At 35.9% G+C, this 16,655-nt stretch carries 15 protein-coding genes; 2 read left to right on the plus strand and 13 right to left on the minus strand.

Features of this window, described 5'->3' with window-relative positions:
* Positions 1–599: 599 nt before the first annotated feature.
* A complete protein-coding gene (locus tag HF964_RS02475; protein WP_168721459.1) occupies positions 600–1,661 on the plus strand; it encodes a helix-turn-helix transcriptional regulator in 1,062 nt (353 codons plus the stop codon).
* Positions 1,662–1,787: 126 nt separating this feature from the next.
* Here HF964_RS02475 and HF964_RS02480 read toward each other — a convergent pair whose 3' ends face one another.
* Positions 1,788–2,840, minus strand: a complete 1,053-nt coding sequence (locus HF964_RS02480) for an alpha/beta hydrolase (protein WP_168721460.1) — start codon at positions 2,838–2,840, stop codon at positions 1,788–1,790.
* Positions 2,841–3,227: 387 nt separating this feature from the next.
* Here HF964_RS02480 and arsC point away from each other — a divergent pair, with 387 nt between their 5' ends.
* Positions 3,228–3,650, plus strand: a complete 423-nt coding sequence (gene arsC, locus HF964_RS02485) for an arsenate reductase (thioredoxin) (protein WP_168721461.1) — start codon at positions 3,228–3,230, stop codon at positions 3,648–3,650.
* 307 nt (positions 3,651–3,957) lie between these two features.
* Here arsC and HF964_RS02490 read toward each other — a convergent pair whose 3' ends face one another.
* From HF964_RS02490 to HF964_RS02545, 12 genes are all read right to left on the minus strand, one after another.
* Positions 3,958–4,116, minus strand: a complete 159-nt coding sequence (locus HF964_RS02490) for a hypothetical protein (RefSeq protein ID WP_168721462.1) — start codon at positions 4,114–4,116, stop codon at positions 3,958–3,960.
* 296 nt (positions 4,117–4,412) lie between these two features.
* On the minus strand, positions 4,413–5,075 hold the full coding sequence (gene csn2 / locus HF964_RS02495) for a type II-A CRISPR-associated protein Csn2 (protein WP_168721463.1): 663 nt from the start codon (positions 5,073–5,075) through the stop codon (positions 4,413–4,415).
* Positions 5,072–5,365: a CRISPR-associated endonuclease Cas2 gene (gene cas2, locus HF964_RS02500; RefSeq protein WP_168721464.1), complete on the minus strand. Its 294-nt coding sequence runs from the start codon at positions 5,363–5,365 to the stop codon at positions 5,072–5,074. Before cas2 ends, csn2 begins: the two co-directional genes overlap by 4 nt.
* A gap of 11 nt (positions 5,366–5,376) precedes the next feature.
* Positions 5,377–6,270, minus strand: coding sequence for a type II CRISPR-associated endonuclease Cas1 (gene cas1, locus HF964_RS02505; RefSeq protein WP_168721465.1), 894 nt, complete (start codon positions 6,268–6,270; stop codon positions 5,377–5,379).
* A gap of 204 nt (positions 6,271–6,474) precedes the next feature.
* Positions 6,475–6,660, minus strand: coding sequence for a hypothetical protein (locus HF964_RS02510; RefSeq protein WP_168721466.1), 186 nt, complete (start codon positions 6,658–6,660; stop codon positions 6,475–6,477).
* Positions 6,661–6,687: 27 nt separating this feature from the next.
* Entirely contained in the window at positions 6,688–10,500 is a 3,813-nt protein-coding gene (cas9, locus tag HF964_RS02515; RefSeq protein WP_168721467.1) for a type II CRISPR RNA-guided endonuclease Cas9, read from the minus strand.
* Positions 10,501–10,724: 224 nt separating this feature from the next.
* Complete coding sequence (locus HF964_RS02520; protein ID WP_168721468.1) at positions 10,725–11,369, minus strand: HAD family hydrolase; 645 nt, start codon at positions 11,367–11,369, stop codon at positions 10,725–10,727.
* Positions 11,370–11,492: 123 nt separating this feature from the next.
* Entirely contained in the window at positions 11,493–12,524 is a 1,032-nt protein-coding gene (locus HF964_RS02525; protein WP_168721469.1) for a hypothetical protein, read from the minus strand.
* A 191-nt stretch (positions 12,525–12,715) separates the two neighbouring features.
* Positions 12,716–13,747: a LacI family DNA-binding transcriptional regulator gene (locus HF964_RS02530; protein ID WP_168721470.1), complete on the minus strand. Its 1,032-nt coding sequence runs from the start codon at positions 13,745–13,747 to the stop codon at positions 12,716–12,718.
* 190 nt (positions 13,748–13,937) lie between these two features.
* Positions 13,938–14,327 (minus strand): PTS sugar transporter subunit IIA domain-containing protein, encoded by a 390-nt coding sequence (locus HF964_RS02535; RefSeq protein WP_168721471.1) that lies wholly within the window; start codon positions 14,325–14,327, stop codon positions 13,938–13,940.
* 11 nt (positions 14,328–14,338) lie between these two features.
* Positions 14,339–15,238, minus strand: coding sequence for a PfkB family carbohydrate kinase (locus HF964_RS02540; protein ID WP_168721472.1), 900 nt, complete (start codon positions 15,236–15,238; stop codon positions 14,339–14,341).
* Positions 15,239–15,250: 12 nt separating this feature from the next.
* The gene (locus tag HF964_RS02545) at positions 15,251–16,615 is read right to left on the minus strand and encodes a cytosine permease (protein ID WP_168721473.1); all 1,365 of its coding nucleotides are present in this window, start codon (positions 16,613–16,615) and stop codon (positions 15,251–15,253) included.
* Between the last annotated feature and the right edge of the window lie 40 nt (positions 16,616–16,655).

A 16,655-nucleotide genomic window follows, 5' to 3' on the forward strand; every position in this document is an offset into this window, starting at 1 on the left:
TTTCTTTAGTATTAATAACTTTTGTGCAAACTATGCATACTTAAATATGCAAAAAAAAAGAGACTCAATAGAATCTCTTTTAACAAGGAGTATGTTTCATAGTCATATTTAGTCAGCTATCCTAAATAAACCACAAAAACTTTACAATATAATGTCGTTAGTTATTAAATCGCACATAACAATTTTGCCATAAACTATAAAATCCTCAAACTGGGTGTACGAACTTTTAATCAAAGGATACTTGATAATTGATTGGCTAAATAGTCTATGGTCAGAGCTAAGTTAATATTTTGTAGTTCAGAGATAGTTACATTTTCTTCATATTTCATATAGTTAAAACAAAACTTGCACTAGATTTTTGTTCTTAGTGTGAGGAAATCTATGCTTGCTTATTTAATACCATAATACAAGTTTTGCTAATATATGTTTTGAAGAGACGAATTTGATGAAAGCTACTACAAATTAATTTAGATTAAACCTCTTTTGTAAGCGCTTAACCATACGACAAATGTATTATATAATTACATTGCATAATAGAATTGTATAAAATAACATCCTATTATAAAAAAAGAACATTAATTGTGGAGGAATAGATAAAAATGCAACATACTGTATTAAATAAAATAATTATCTTGAGTTCCGCTTTAAATTTTAAATATGAGTTTTCAAATACCCCACCTAAATATTTAAAACAGTATCTAGATCAATCAATTTTACTTGGTGTGCAACCTTTATTAACTGATACTAACTTTACAGGTTTAGCTTTAATTTTGAAAAACCAGTTATTGATTATTTGTCATAAAACCAATTTTTTAACTTTAAAAATTACACTATTACCAGATAAATCTGCTAAAGATGGAATTAATACACGCCAAATCTATTTCTATCGAGGATTGATTGAGGATTGTTATCAATTAGTAATGGATAATTTTAAAATTATCAACTGTGTACCACAACAAGCAACCAAGTTAGATACAATCCAACTGCCTTTTAATGCTAATTCGAGCCGTGCATTGTATAGCACGCTAATCACAAGCCTTAAAGAAAACGATAAAGCAACTTGCCTACAACTCATCTTATTAATGGTTAATTCAAATCGGCAAATAAACAATCAACAAGCTGCCGATTTACCAGTATTGGCTGACACAAATAAAAATTTATGCGTTTCAATATTAGCAATTTTAACGCAATTAGCGGTCCTAGCTGAATTTTCGGCCACTAAAGTTTATGCCCTTAGTGAGCAATATCTTGCGCATATATCAAACCTGGATTTATCGATTATGGATTATATTAGTAGTTTTCTAGATGAAATTTTGGCTGTTCCAGAAACTATTATGCGTAATGATATTTGTTTGTTTAAACATATTGTTCAAAAAAATATCTACAACAAAATCAGTGTTACCGAGGTTGCCCAACAAATGGATGTTTCACCGGTTCAATTACGTAGGCTAGTCAAAACTGATTTAGAAACTACCCCACTTGATTATATGAATGAACAAAAAATTGCTATGAGTCGCTATCTTTTAGTCACTCACCCTACACTCCAAATTTTAGAGTTAGCCGATATGCTAGGTTATTATGATTCTAGCCATTTTATTAAAGAATTTATGCGTTATACAGGATTAACACCTAAGCAATTTCGTCAATTATTATTTAATTGATGCTAATAGCACTGCTTAATTATCATGTCCACAAAAATCCCGGGAAATTTAATTTTCTCGGGATTTTTGCTAGCCTTTTAACCTTGTCGTACTCTATGTCACTCACTATATTGCTATACATAGGTATTAATCAATTTTTAACCAATTCACAATTTTTTGGGCTGCACGCTGTGCTTGTGGTAAAACACCAAAATGATCAATAAATGCGTGCTTTAGTTGATCAAAAATAATATATTCGTCACCCATATCACGTTGATCTAATTGTTGCCATAATGCTTGTGCATGGGTAATGAGTGCATCTACCTCAGCTGAAATAATCATGGTTGGTGGTAATAACTCATAATTTTCTAATGGATTAAATTGAACTTTATCAAAGAGGCCTTCTGTTTGAATTAACTTTTGCTGTAATTGCAAAAGTTGATTAAGACTGGTAATCATTCCATGCATTAAATCAGTATTAGTCGCTGCTAGTCTAAAATCGTTTACTTTTGCTACATACTTTTGTGTATTTAAGGTTAACTGCGGATATAATAGAATATTTTGCGTAATAATTGTTGGCAACATTAGTGACAGTTGTGCTGCCAAATACCCACCACTACTGTCACCACTAAGAACGACCTTATTATATTGAGTAGCACCTGTAATAGTTGAAATTTCATGTTGCAAGGTTGCTAATATCTTAGTCAAAGGTGTTTCAGGTAATAACGGATAATCAATATTAACTACCAGCCATGTTGCACCAAGCTCTTGTGCTAAATATTTCGTGAAATTGGCTGTTACTGATCGTTTACCTCCAATTAGTGCACCACCGTGAAAATAAAATAAAATATTTGTCGGTTCTATAACTGAGTTAACATGATATGACGTCATTGCCAAATTATCAATTATCCGTTGCACCTCATCTATCAACTGTATTGTCACATCTTGGTTATCAGCTCCCATAGTTAACCTTAGATAGCGAGCTAATTCAGTTAAATTTTGTGTGGCATATGCTACTTGCATGCCTTGCTGTTCGGCAATTGGTAATGGCTGGCGTGGTGACAACAAACTATACCAAGAATCGATAGTTCCATCATCGTCATTTGTGGTAATGTGCACACTTCCATTTGATTCTGCATGGGTATTTAGTGTGTGTAGCCTCTCAAAATACGCTGCTAAAGTAGGTGAAAATTCCGTCATCTGTGAGCCTCCTATAGAATCATGCTATATATTTAGTAGCTGCTAATATAAACATTAATCAACAAGTTAAAATACATCTTTATGATATTAAAAAACTAATTTAATTACCAGTATTGTAATTAATAAGATTAGGTACAATTCACACCCTGCTGACTTGGTTTTGATTTTTTAAAATTGTACTGTGTGTACTATTACATTTTGAACTTTTTTTTAAAAGCAAGTAGCTCATTTGTATACTCCTTTTTGAAGCTTGCTTAATAGTTAAGCTATACAAAAATAAGCTATACAAAAATAAGCTATACAAAAAAATAACTTATAGTTATTGACATCAGCTTTTGTTCAATTTAAAATTACCCTTACTTACTAATTAGCAATGGAGACTGCACTATGAATAAAAAAAGTTTGTACTTCTTATGCACTGGTAATTCATGTCGTAGCCAAATGGCTGAAGCATGGGCACACAAATATCTAAACGCAGAAGAATGGGATATTAAAAGTGCTGGTATTGAAGCACATGGCTTAAATCCGTTAACTATTAAAGCAATGGCAGAAGTCAATATTGATGTTTCAAATTATAGTTCTGATATTATTGATGACGAGTATCTAATGCATGCTGATTTAGTAGTAACATTATGTGGGGACGCAAATGATCGTTGTCCTATCACCCCCATAAATGTTGTCCGTTTGCATTGGGAATTTTCTGACCCAGCACAAGCAACTGGTACACCTGAACAACAATGGCATGCTTTCCAAGATGTTCGTGATGCCATCGGTAATAGAATTAAAGCTTTTTCTGAAACTGGTATTTAAAATAAAGGTTCTATACTAAAAGATGTTGATGATTTTACTCATCAACATCTTTTTTATAGATTTCAAAAAAGCTAGTCATTACCATGCTTTTAAGTAATTAATTGTCAGTAACTAATTTAGTTTAATTCATAATTGCACGCCTTAAAATCTGATTGTAACATTATCAACTCACCCCCTGCTGACTTGGTGTTGATTTTAAGAATATTGTACTGCTTGTACTATTACATTTTGAACTATTTTTAAACAAAAAATCGTCAGACCAACATAATTGCTGATCTAACGATTTTTCAGTTTAATTTTGTTTTGCTTATTTACGTTTACAAATCACGCCCCGCCAAAATTCTGTCAGTGACATATTGGATTGCTTGTAATTACGATACAAAGCCCCTAAGTTCTCGGCCCAACCACCGTTGACAATATAAGCACCGACCGCTAAGACAACCAGTGTCACGATAACTTTTAACATATTCCACCCTCCGATTATTAATAAGATAATATCAAATTTTTTGTCAAAAATTATGATGCCATACATCTAAAGCCAATCTAGTTGCATACTTTGCATCTAAATCGATCTCGAACTGATTAATCTGACATACATCTAAAGCGACCGATTGGGAATGTCGGAGACCACTATGGATCTCGAACTGATTAATCTGACATACATCTAAAGCCTTCACGTTTGAGATTAAATGTTTTGGTTAGATCTCGAACTGATTAATCTGACATACATCTAAAGCGGACCACATGTTCGTAACAAAACACTTAGAACATCACATAATCCTCATCAATGACATGAAATGCCGCTGTATCAAGGTATGCTGGTCGAACCCCTGTTTGTCTCAGTTCGAGAAAATTTAACTTTAATTCATTAATAGCCGTAATTAAGTCAAGTTGATCAGACTCACTTAAATACCGCCCGATATCGCAAACCACAAAGAGACGATTATCCCCCAGTTGACTTGCTGTTTCAATTACATATCTCATTATACCATTAGCTGAGCCTGTTGTCGGTGGTAAAATGACTAATTTACAGTATTTAAATAGTTCAACAATTGTCCATTCATCACTAATTTCAAATGGTAAATTACTCTCATCGATTTGCTCAATAACGATATCTTTTATTTGTTCGTTTAGACGAAATAACTCTTGCTGACTCGCATCACTACAGTAATGTTGCAGCACTTGACCAATTTTAGGAGCAAAAATTTTACCATAATCATGCGGATTAACTAAATCACCTAGCATTACGACGGTATTCTTAATTTTTTGCGGTTTATTAGCAATTGAGTAGTACCCTTCAACTGTTTCATCGCCTTGGAGTAATTGTTGTAATTGCCAATATAGGTCAATATTTTCGATTACTAATCGGTTAAAGCCATTGACTAGTGGGAGTGCCTCACACCCTGGTATCGTAATTAATCTCATATTACTATCACCCGATCAGGTTTATTGCGGATATCTTCTGATGGCGCTCCAATTAGAAAATGCATACTACTGAATTGAGCTTCAGTCACAACCAAGGTCTGAATCAAGCCCGTATTGGGTAGCTTTTTAATCAAGCGTTCTTCCACTTTGCGATTAACTGTAATCCGCGTGTAAATCGATTCTTGCATCATAATAAAGCCTTCGTTAATTAAGGCCTTGCGGAAAATCCGGTAGGCCCGTCGCATCTGTGCCGTCTCAACTGGTAAATCAAACATTACTATTAAACGCATCACCCGATACCTCATATTTCTAACTTCCATTCTGGTAAAGTTGGTAGCTCATCACCCTGATAATTTAAAAACTGTAAACTATCCCGCAAAATTTCACTAATTACCCCAGTTACTAGGGTTTCGTGACCTTTAAATCGGACATTAAAATTCAAGACATCAACTAATTCTAAACGTCGTTCCGGCGAAAAATCTAATTCTGCACGCTTAATAAATTGCCATGTCACCCGGTCGATAACTGGCCGCAATGGTTCCATGATATCTGATGCCAGATTCAAAGCATTTTCATAACTCTGATGATGAATCCCAAATTCAGTTAGATAGCCGGCGGCTTGAATTTCCCGTGCAGTAGCAGCTAAAATAATCTGATAGCCATAATTCAAATGTGCGTTAATCAGATTGCTGTCATCACGCCGTGAAAAACCTTTGCCGAACAAGCGAGTGAAATATAACCGCGCGACCACTGCTTCGCGGTTACTGGAATCACCGACTAGTACTTGTAAGATATGCGGCGTTAAGGCATCATCCTTGTCTAACCCTAATTCAGCTAAGACTTGCTGTTGCCCGAGCATTTTTAATGTTATTAATTGTTGCCACAACTGTTCCTTGCGTTCTTGTGACCAATTAACTTGCTGCTCAAGATTACGAACACGTTTATTATGACTGTAATAGCCGGCAATTTCGCCCACCGGCAGATAATTCTCGTCACAGAAAATTATTCGGACATCATTTTTGATTAATTTTTGGACCACAAATGAAGTTAATACCGCTTGCGTACTTTCAATTAACAAAATATTAATGTCACTTAGTGGAATCTGATACGTGTCGCTAACGGTCTTAACAAGGACTTGACCAGCGGCAAACGAAACTTTTGAATGTTTGGTGATAATTAATGTGCACCATCCCATTGCAATTTCTCCTAATTGATGTATTATATTACTTATAGGGATTGATCCCCCTAGCAAGATTAATTTTCGAACTGATTAATCTGACATACAGTATTAAAGTAACGCAAGGCTTCGGCCAAGCTTCCTAGAATGTTTACATTCGGTCTTAAGACCACTTACATAAAAAACAACCCCCGCAATTTAGTTTGCGGGGGTTGTTTTTGCTTAGATTAACTCTCGTAAACAAATTCGTGTTTCATAAAGACCAGTTGGTGATTGGTAGATAAATTCAGCATCATCTGAAATTGATATTCCACCATTTCCTCTATCTTGTACTTGTAGATTTGGCCATTCAATTTGTTTCTTAAAGGCCTTTTTGATTACAGCTCGAAAACCGTTATTATTGTGCATTACATAAAGTAAATTTGTTAAAAATTCCTATTGCACATTCACATCCAAATTTTCAAATTGGTCTCGTAATCCTTGAAGTCGTTGTAAATGTTCCGCGTATATTGGCATCCGCTTTTGCACATGTTCATTGGTCAGAGCATCAAACAAGGTTAATAGTTCGTCTAATTCTACTTCATCACTATTTAAAATATGCTTCACATTGTTGGCAAGGCTAATGGGTAACCACAAACTTTCTGCATTATGCCGATATTCCGAAGAAGTTAAGTAAACTAATTCACCATGATCGACCACTAACTGATCAAGCTTGACGACCGGCATTAAAATGCGGCTAAAGTCTTTAACTTGCTTAATTTCGCGAATATAGCGTTCAACCGTCAATTGACCCGATTCAATTAATTTATGAACACTCATCGGAATCTTAACCAAGACGTTTTTGGCATCTTTCTTGCCTTCAACCCGCACAAGCGTCATATAAGCCGAACTTGAAGCTGAAAAACCACCATAATAAGTAGTTGCTTTATTACCTTTAACCGGAATTAAACTACCGCGGGCTTTCACATCATTTTTGGGATTAGGGAATTGAGTCTCTTTGTACAACTGACCACTCCCAATCCGTGTTGGCCGAGTAAGCAAGATTTTCTTATATGCTAAGACTTGGCGTAAATAAGCCACGTCAGCCACATTATCAAAAACAATCTTACCATCCTCATTGATCCGTTTCTTAGCATCGTCTGAGAACATCGCATCAATCACAAAGCCATAGGGCTTAATTTGGCGGTGTGTATCGGCCGCTTGTTGACGGAGGCGAGCTAAGTATTGCTTCGCATACAAATTAAACTCGTTCCCGGCATTATCACTTATCTTACCAGCTTGCATAATTCCGCGCCGTTGCATGAATAACCCGACTGTCATCATCAATAATGAATCAAAGGCGTGGTGATAATCATTCACATCCCGGTTTTTCATGATTCCAAGGCGCTTACGCATGTCCCCTGTCATCTCTGCCCGCACCGCTTGAACCGTGGTTGTATCACTAGGGAAGAGTTGTTTGGCCAAAACTGCCACATTTTTAATAATTTGACGCGTTTCAACTAACTGCCGCGCAATAAAGTTGGGCGCTTGTTGCATCAAGTCTTGTTGGTTCGTTAGGCGTTTTAACTTCTTTTCAGAAATCAAATTATGCTTAAAGGCTTGGTACCAGATGCCTTGGCATTTTTCGATAATCGCAGCATCAATATTTCCATTACTCTTGCGATTATTGGCAGCTCGGCTTACTAGGACGCGGTTATCCAATGAATTATCCTTAGTAAAGGCTTGCGGAATAATATGATCAACATCATAGGTATGCAATTGATGCAACTTAAGTTCTTCACCAGTATAGAAATCCAGCCCCATTTGCGTGTAGTACAAGAAGACTCGATCATTTTGAATGGTTTCCTTAGTTTCTTCCTTGAATTCCGCAACAATATTTTTAAACGTCTTTTTTAATTCTGGTGCATCGTACAGCCGTTTTAACGCATTGTAGCGACTATTAGTTTGGCGCGAAGCTTGGGTGTCACGTGCAAATTCCAAGAAAATATTACTTGGGGCTGCACCACCCATCACTCGTTGAATATCCAATAAAATATTAAATGATTGCTTAATGGCCCGTTTAATATCACGGGGACCTGCTAACTCAGCAATCAAATCATCAATTGATGTCTGCCCAGTTTGGGTTATATTTTCTGCGGTCAACCAATCTTGAACACCGTAGCGCTCATCATTCATGATTTCCATCAAATTACTCTTGGTTGTGTACAACAAATCTAAAATCGATGCTTTATTTAAATCCCGGTTACTAGTCTTAATAAATGGTGTCTGTAATAGTTTAGCTGATAAGTTACCCCAGCCAGTAAAATGCTTCCGTGCTAACTTGTCAACTTGCGCATCCGTTAAGTTTGTTAGTTGTTGTAATTGACGTGTTAAGATTTCCGTATCTTCAAAGACCGTTTGTAACGTCACAATTTCATCCAAGGTTGACGCGTTTTGTTGATCAGCCACAAATTCGGCCCCCAAAATTTTCTTGAGGTAATGGTATGAAGTGAGGTTAGCGTTGAATTTATTTTCACTATTCGCCAAGCCTGATAATTCACCCTTAATCCCATATTTACTCATTAAAAAGGCTGCGACATCGGCTAATTTAACTTTACTATTTTCCGTAAAGACTTCATCAAAGATGGCTTGTTTGCAATTAACATCCAAGCGCTTGCCATCTAAGCGAATATTATTTAGCTCTTGCAAGACATTGTATTTTTCATACGTGGGTGTGTGCTTAGCTAACGCCGGTTCACCAAATAAATACGTATCCGTACTAATCATCGCGTTAATGAACTTCTTAGCGGATTCGTCAGTATCGATAACTTGCTTAAAGTTCCATGGCGTAATTACTGCGTCTGTCTTGCGAACCATCCAGTGATTAGCTTGATCACGGCCTTTAGCATTTTGACCAACGACCATCGGCCCAACGTAATATGGCACGCGGAATTTAAGTAAGCCCATTAATTTATTTTGAGTGTCGCCATTTTCATCAACATATGTGTCTTTTAAAAATGGGTAATATTGACTTTGATTTTTAATAATTCTATCTAACTCTTCGGCGTGTAACTGGACCGGAATCGTACCATTTGCTTTTGTCCGTTGCCGCGGTAAGAAGTTATCACTATTATCAGCAAGTTCAAAGTCAGCTAGCACATCGGCTGGAATAATGCCATCAAGCGTCGCCAACATCGCTTTAAGCCCTTTAGCATGCTCATCCGGATTATCACTCAGCAACTGTTTATAGGCAGCATTGACCACCGCTTTATTTTCACGTGTGCGGCCATGAGCTTTAATGTATGCCCAATTTTGCTTGTGCGTTTCATATCCGGCAACCATGGCTGCTGACAAAGATGGCTGCCCTTTTAAAAGCACTTGTAGGGTCAAACCATCAAAAGCATCCTTTAAACTGTATAAGAAACTACTTAAATCAGCATCCCCTAGCAAATCGCTCACAAGACTTAATTTGTCATCAATATCGGCGTCATTCATGTTAAATTTCCAGGGTTTAGCTTCATCTCCGACTACTTCACGTTCAAATAAATTTGCGGCATTAACATTTAACCCTACTAAAGCATTAAAAATTTCTTTAGCGACCCGTTTATCGATATTTACAAGTTCTCGGGCAGCTTCCACGCGACTAGTACGACTCAGTTTAGCATCAACTAACCGTGCTACTAACTGCTCAGGATTACTTATCGTATATTCCGTATCGAGCAATCGTAAAGCATCCCCAAAGGCTTGCACATCAAAGACCGCCGCCAAATTTAATTTTGCGGTTCCCATTAAGAAATTTCCACGATACTTCATTAGGTGGTGAATTGCTAAATAAACTTCACGTAAATCGTGTTGAGATGGATCTTTCATCAAGGCCGTTCGCAAATGATAAATTGTTGGATATTTTTGGTAGAATGCTTTATCAGCTGTATTATTGCCAAATAATGATCCTTGACGCCAATTATCGTGATTCGCGGCATCATCGGGATGAACCCATGAATATTGCAAGCGGTGTAAAAATTCCGCATCACCATTTTGGGCTAACGTGGGAGCAAAAATTTCGTTTAATAATCCTAATCGCCAGTGTCGCCGGGCTAAACGTCGGCGTGTCGTTCGATAGGTCCGACGTTGTGCTGCTGTATCAGCAGGTTCAAATAACCGAACACCAATCAGATTTTTTCCTTTTTTACGCATCAAGCGATTCTGATCATCAACCACCGACCAACCGACTGAACCAACTCCAATATCAAGACCAACATTGTATCCCATCGTAAAAACTCCTTTTATAGTTTAATAATAAATAATTATATATTTATTTAAGGAAATTATACTTTTATTTAAAATTAAAAGAAATACAAATTTATTGGCAATTATTAAAGCTTCTTTATTTAGCTGAGATAAATAGCTAAATTGATTGGATCACACAATACGAAAAAGACTGAATTTTTTACAAATTCAGTCTTTTTCGTATTTATTTGGTATCTACAGACCATTTAATTTATTTTCAGTAGCTGTTTAGGCTTATTAATCACAAACGTTGGATTCTCAGCAACTAATTCACGCTTTTTATGTGTTCCCCAAGTAACCGCACATGTTGCTACACCAGCTGTATTACCCATTTGAAGATCAAAAATCGCATCCCCAATCATGACAGATTTACTTGGATCTAAATTATATTTTTTTATCAAATATAGTAATCCGTCTGGCGCAGGTTTAAATTTTTTAACTTGATCAGATCCAAGGACAGCTTTAAAATAATGCTCAATTTCCAACTGCTCTAAATTACGCATTAGTGCTGCAGAATGCTTACTTGAAACAACAAATAATTGTTTACCTTCGTCATTTAGCTCCTGGAGAACTTTTTTAATATGTGGAAATAACTCTAAATTACTATTTTCCATCTGCTTGTAGTATGATCTAAAAATTGCTAACAACTCCTTGAATTCATAATCAGTAAATTCAACTTCTGGAGCCATTTTTTTAAATGAAACTTCAATGGGCACACCCATAAAATAAGCGATGGTGTTTTCATCAGGGACGACCAAATCATAGTCACGAAACGCTGCCTGCGTGGCTAAGACTGCCGTCTGGCCGGAGTCGGCTAAAGTCCCATCAAAATCAAAAAAATAATTATCCATCATTTAGTCTCCCTTTAGACTTTATTAATAATATACCAAACCCAACCTATCAAGACAAGCGACGTTTAAACCTCTGCTTGATAGTGGGTATCTTATATATTATCATACCATGAACAGCCAATTTTAATGTTCTTTTTGGTATGGTGATAAGGCCATATTAAGGAAGAAAATAGTTACATCTTCAGGCATCATTTTACTAGTATCTGCTTTTAAAATTACCATTGTTTCAATAAAGCCACTAGCTAGCGCTGCTTCTAAGGAACCGTTGTCCCATTTAATTTGTTTTAAAGCAGTCATATTGCCAATGATAGCTGCTTGACCATAACTATTTAAAATAGCTTGTAAATTTTGCATACTAAATGCCATATCTTTTCGTGTTGGAATGATTTCATCTTCCATAGTCGGATCAAATACTTTAAAAATGCCCAAATTCACAATTGCAAGATCACAACCATGTTGTCTTAAATCACCTTCTACATCTAGGCAACTTTGACTAATTCGCTTACTAGGAACCTGATTAATAAATTGATAAATTGCACCAAATAATCGAGTAACATAATCACTTTGAGCTGTTTCAACATACATACTCTTATAACCACCAATTAATAATGGAATTGCACCGTTACCAACATTTTCAGTATAAATATTAGCATGATCTTGAATTTCATAATAATTAATCAATTGATCAATTACAGGCAATGGTACGTAATTGGCTTGTAGTTGCTTATCATCATATGCCTCGATGATATATGTATCATACCAACACTGTAACGTAGCCATTAAGTCATCTTCAATTGTCAACATGTCAATACAATCGATACAGCTAACTAATAACTTATCCATCCCTACTTCATCGATTTCAAAGCTTGCTAAAAAATGTGCTATTTTTACAAATAAATCATTCTCAGAATGTTGCTTTATTAATGTAGCAACCATCATTTTAAGTTTAATCATCATTTGTGATGGTGCTAAATCGGTAAAAATATCATCAAACGTTACGGCAACCGTAATTGAGAAATTTTTTGGCCAAAATTGTCCCAAATATTGGTTAATCATTAGTAATGATAAATTCATTCCCATCACTAATTTACGTTGGCGACAGCTATCACTTATATATGACGTCATAAATTGTTTATATACTTGTTTATCAATCATTTTTACACCTTTCTTTTCTATATAGTAGGTGGCATCTCGCCACGACAAAAAATATCGTACCATCCTGAGTCTAATTGGTGATAGCATTGCACCTCAAAAAAATAAAATTGTAATATAAAATTTTGATAAATAATTTATCCATTAATTTTTGGAACAAAAAAACGAACTAAATTAAAGTTCGTTTTGAATTATTATAAGGACGTTCCTTCAATGATTTCAGCGCTCACATAGACCATTTCTTCGGCTAACGTTTCGTTTTTAATCTGTGCAACTAACATCTGTGCTGCTACACGTCCGATTTCGATTGGTTTTTGACGTACTAGTGTTAAGTCAGGATCTAAAATGTTTATCATTGCTGTATCGGCGTACCCGACGATTCCCATTTGTTGAGGATATTTGACATTTTTTCGAATTTTTAAACCAACCAACTGTAAGAAAAGTGGCTCTCTTAATGCTACTAATGCAGTTTTTGTTTGCCGATGGTTGGTCAATTTACCGATTTTGTCATGTACTGCCTCACCATCAAAATGTGTTTCATCAACTTCAATAACGTGTGTTATCAATCCTGCAGATTCAACTTTTTCGCAGATACCTTTAACTCGTAATTGGCGCGAAGTTGTCGCAGCAACTGGTTCCGTAACGATAATAACCTCTTCATAGCCTTTATCAATAATCAATTGACCTAATTCACGGCTAATCTCTTCATTATTAGATTCAATTACTGGCCAATAATGATGGTCAAAGTGGCGGTCCAAGACCATTGTTGGTAGACCCAATTCTTTAAGTTCGGTAAAGTCAGCTAATTTATTTTGAACTGGTTGTATTAACAATCCCGCTAATTGGCGATTACGCAAATCTTTAAGTAATTGTTGTTCACGGTTAGCATCACTATTACTATTAATTAATACAAGTTCATACCCAACATCAAATAAATATTCTTCAGCCCCCTTATATAGCTCAATTGAAAAAATATCATCGACATTAGCAACCATGATGCCAATTGTACTTGATGTCTTTTGCTTTAAATTCTGAGCGACTTTATTAGGGACATAGTTGTTTTCTTTAATAATTCGATCAATCCGGGCCGCTGTTTCAGCTGACATCCGATTTAAATGTCCGTGCAAATAGCGCGAAACAGTTGCAATTGAAACATCCGCTAATTGGGCGATATCTTGAATCGTAACTGGGGCATTCGGTATTTTATGGTACTCGTTATCAGGCATAGTATTACTCACAATCATTTGAACATATTTTAAAAATAGACCAGACTAGCATTATAATCATATTTTACAATTAGTGATCAATAATGCCAGTTAGCCTTATTATATGTTATTTTACGATTAAAAGTATACGTTTGCCTTATATTTTACTAAATTATTGGCCGTGAACCTAAATTAAGTACTATTTAATCTACTATTGCTCATCAATTCCTAATCCAGCTTCACTTGCACTTACTAGTGCTTTGGCCAGACTCATCGTATTAAGGTACTTACTAATATCATGTCGCCATGCGATTGCAAGTAAACCACTAATATTACCACCAGCAATTACTGCCACTTCAGTATCAGGTAAAGTTTTAGTTAAGACAGCTTGTTTAAATGGCGTTCCACCCACAATATCACAAAAGAATACTGTTCGTGGATCGTGTTTTAATAAAATGTGATAACGATGTGCCAAAGCTTTGGCATCCATCGGGGCAATGAAATCAACTACCTGAATACGTGATAAATCACCAGCAATTAATTTAGCACTACTCAACATCCCACTCGCAAAATTACCATATCCCGTTATAATTATTTGCATTTTATTTCTCCTTAAACATTATTAATTCGATCAATTAATAGACTACTAGCTGTTTGTTGAACAACAAGACTTGCTAATTGATTGGCCATAATAACGGCTTGACCAATTGATTCGCCGTTAACCAAGCTAGCAATTAACCCTCCTCGATGAGTATCACCAGCCCCATTGATATTAACGGCATGTACAGCTGGAGCAGCAGCTATTTGTCCTTTTTGACCATCGTAGTAATAAGTCCCCCGTTTTCCAAGTGTTACAATAACTGGTTGTCTAGTTAATTGAAATAACCTTGCAGCTTTACTTTGCATTGAGTCATTACTAGGTAGCAAACGTTGCATTTCCGCTTGATTAGTGGTTATTAAAATACCAGGCTGCAATAATCGCTTAATAATAGTTGGCTTAATGTGACTAATTTGGGAAGATGCATCAAAAATAATATATGACCCCACCCGTCTTTGTGCTAATACATCTAAGATTAAGCTAGCACTTTTATAATTAATGAGATCTATACCTGATATATAGAAGTAGTGGTAGCTACTAATGTCAATTGCTTCAAGCCAAGTGTCTTGCCATTGCTTATCAAGTCCCGTAAACCTAATTATACTTCGATTACCATTTGGCTCATTCAAAACTAAGTTCCATCCGTTATCCATCTGATTGGCTTGTATTAATTGTGGTATTTTTAGTTTAACAAACTCATTTCTAATCCTTTGACTATGCATACCATGTCCAAGTGGTACTAACAAATCAGCTGGAGCATTGGCATATCTAAGGGCACCATATACATTAAAAGCACTTCCACCGATTGAACGTCCTCGATATACCCCCGTTAATTTCTCACCATGTGTTGGAATATGGGGGACATCAATTAAATACTCTTCAAAAACTGATCCAATAACTAATGTCTTCTTCATCGTCAACCCCCATTATTGTTTTAATGGTATTATTTTAAAAACGAAAATCATTCCAAAACCAATTACACCAGCTAATAAAACCCCATTACCATCATTCATGAATAAACCATGTGCCCATGGGCCTTGCCAAAGGGCGTTATTAGTTGTGAGCATACCAACTAATACAGCCAAAAGCCAAGCTAAAATACCTTCCCAATGATAGTACTGTTGGCTAGTCATAGCAATTTCGTCAGAATCAAAACCTTGTCGATGGCGCAATAGATAATCAGCTGTAAAGGTTCCAAACCAGCCAAACAGAATAATTCCGATAGTACTTAGCCAAACATGTAGCTGTTCAAAAAAGTTAACTGGGGACGTCACCAAAACCGATGTACATAATGCTATTGCTAAAAATTGGCCAATTTGCACTTGCCCCGAGGATATCTTCAATTGTGTTATAAGTGGTGCTACTAACCGATTAGCATTTTTAAAACTCTGCATAGCGTGTAAAGCTAAAATGATTACTGCCACACCAAAGTAAATATTATTAAGCCAACCAGGTAAAATTTGATAAATTTCTACAAATGGTAACCTTTTATTCGCTAAACTTGGAATCCCATAACTTAGCAATAATCCAACTACAATCAATAAATATGACGGTAAACCACCACCAATTAAGGCTGCCACTAAAGTGCTATTTTGATAGTGACCTTTTTTAATTCGATTTCCCCAATTACCAGCTGCCATCGTACTTATCAAACTAGTCGCAACTGTAGCTAACATTACTGCTGGTACCCAGTTAGTAAACCAATTAGCGGTTGGTACATTGCTTATAGCTTGCCAATTAATATTACTAAATCCAAAGCCAGCCACGACTAAACTTAAAATGACAAATAATCCATGTAACCAAACCCGAATATCATGATTCCAACGCTTGCCACGCCAGATTAATAAGCCAATTAAAGTTAATGTAATAATACCGCTAGTCGCTAAAGCCCATGTATTCTTGGTTACTTGTCCTTGAGTAATAATTGTTAGAAGTAACCAACAACTAATAATAACTTGTAAAATTGTCCAACCAAAAGCATTAATCCATGCCAATATTTTTGCAACTCGATTACCATATCGTCCCAAAGTTGCTTGGCTCATTATTAACGTTGATAAACCTGTTTTTTGACCAAGCGTAACTATCCATGCTGGAATTATAAAGCCAAATGCACTAACGACGGCAGCTAATAGTGCTTGAGTAAATGATAATTGATAACTACCAATTAATACCCCTATCACAATGCCAATCATACCTAATTTAGCCATTAGAATGCGATAGGCTAAATCTTCTGGTACTTCTGTACGTTGCTTTGTATCCGCTGGGCTTATATTTAGACTTTTTTTATTCATAATCCTCGACTCCTTTCTTAACTTACTTTATTAACCATTA

The organism is Periweissella fabalis, assembly GCF_012396505.1.
In the GTDB taxonomy this organism is placed as follows: domain Bacteria; phylum Bacillota; class Bacilli; order Lactobacillales; family Lactobacillaceae; genus Periweissella; species Periweissella fabalis.

What these genes read in the sequence shown, in the direction of transcription:
- HF964_RS02535 (WP_168721471.1), bottom strand. Translation starts at nt 14,327, where the DNA reads ATGCAAATAATTATAACGGGATATGGTAATTTTGCGAGTGGGATGTTG.
- arsC (WP_168721461.1), top strand. Translation starts at nt 3,228, where the DNA reads ATGAATAAAAAAAGTTTGTACTTCTTATGCACTGGTAATTCATGTCGT.
- HF964_RS02475 (WP_168721459.1), top strand. Translation starts at nt 600, where the DNA reads ATGCAACATACTGTATTAAATAAAATAATTATCTTGAGTTCCGCTTTA.
- csn2 (WP_168721463.1), bottom strand. Translation starts at nt 5,075, where the DNA reads ATGAGATTAATTACGATACCAGGGTGTGAGGCACTCCCACTAGTCAAT.
- HF964_RS02540 (WP_168721472.1), bottom strand. Translation starts at nt 15,238, where the DNA reads ATGAAGAAGACATTAGTTATTGGATCAGTTTTTGAAGAGTATTTAATT.
- cas9 (WP_168721467.1), bottom strand. Translation starts at nt 10,500, where the DNA reads ATGGGATACAATGTTGGTCTTGATATTGGAGTTGGTTCAGTCGGTTGG.
- HF964_RS02480 (WP_168721460.1), bottom strand. Translation starts at nt 2,840, where the DNA reads ATGACGGAATTTTCACCTACTTTAGCAGCGTATTTTGAGAGGCTACAC.
- HF964_RS02490 (WP_168721462.1), bottom strand. Translation starts at nt 4,116, where the DNA reads ATGTTAAAAGTTATCGTGACACTGGTTGTCTTAGCGGTCGGTGCTTAT.
- cas2 (WP_168721464.1), bottom strand. Translation starts at nt 5,365, where the DNA reads ATGCGTTTAATAGTAATGTTTGATTTACCAGTTGAGACGGCACAGATG.
- HF964_RS02545 (WP_168721473.1), bottom strand. Translation starts at nt 16,615, where the DNA reads ATGAATAAAAAAAGTCTAAATATAAGCCCAGCGGATACAAAGCAACGT.
- HF964_RS02510 (WP_168721466.1), bottom strand. Translation starts at nt 6,660, where the DNA reads ATGCACAATAATAACGGTTTTCGAGCTGTAATCAAAAAGGCCTTTAAG.
- cas1 (WP_168721465.1), bottom strand. Translation starts at nt 6,270, where the DNA reads ATGGGATGGTGCACATTAATTATCACCAAACATTCAAAAGTTTCGTTT.
- HF964_RS02530 (WP_168721470.1), bottom strand. Translation starts at nt 13,747, where the DNA reads ATGCCTGATAACGAGTACCATAAAATACCGAATGCCCCAGTTACGATT.
- HF964_RS02525 (WP_168721469.1), bottom strand. Translation starts at nt 12,524, where the DNA reads ATGATTGATAAACAAGTATATAAACAATTTATGACGTCATATATAAGT.
- HF964_RS02520 (WP_168721468.1), bottom strand. Translation starts at nt 11,369, where the DNA reads ATGGATAATTATTTTTTTGATTTTGATGGGACTTTAGCCGACTCCGGC.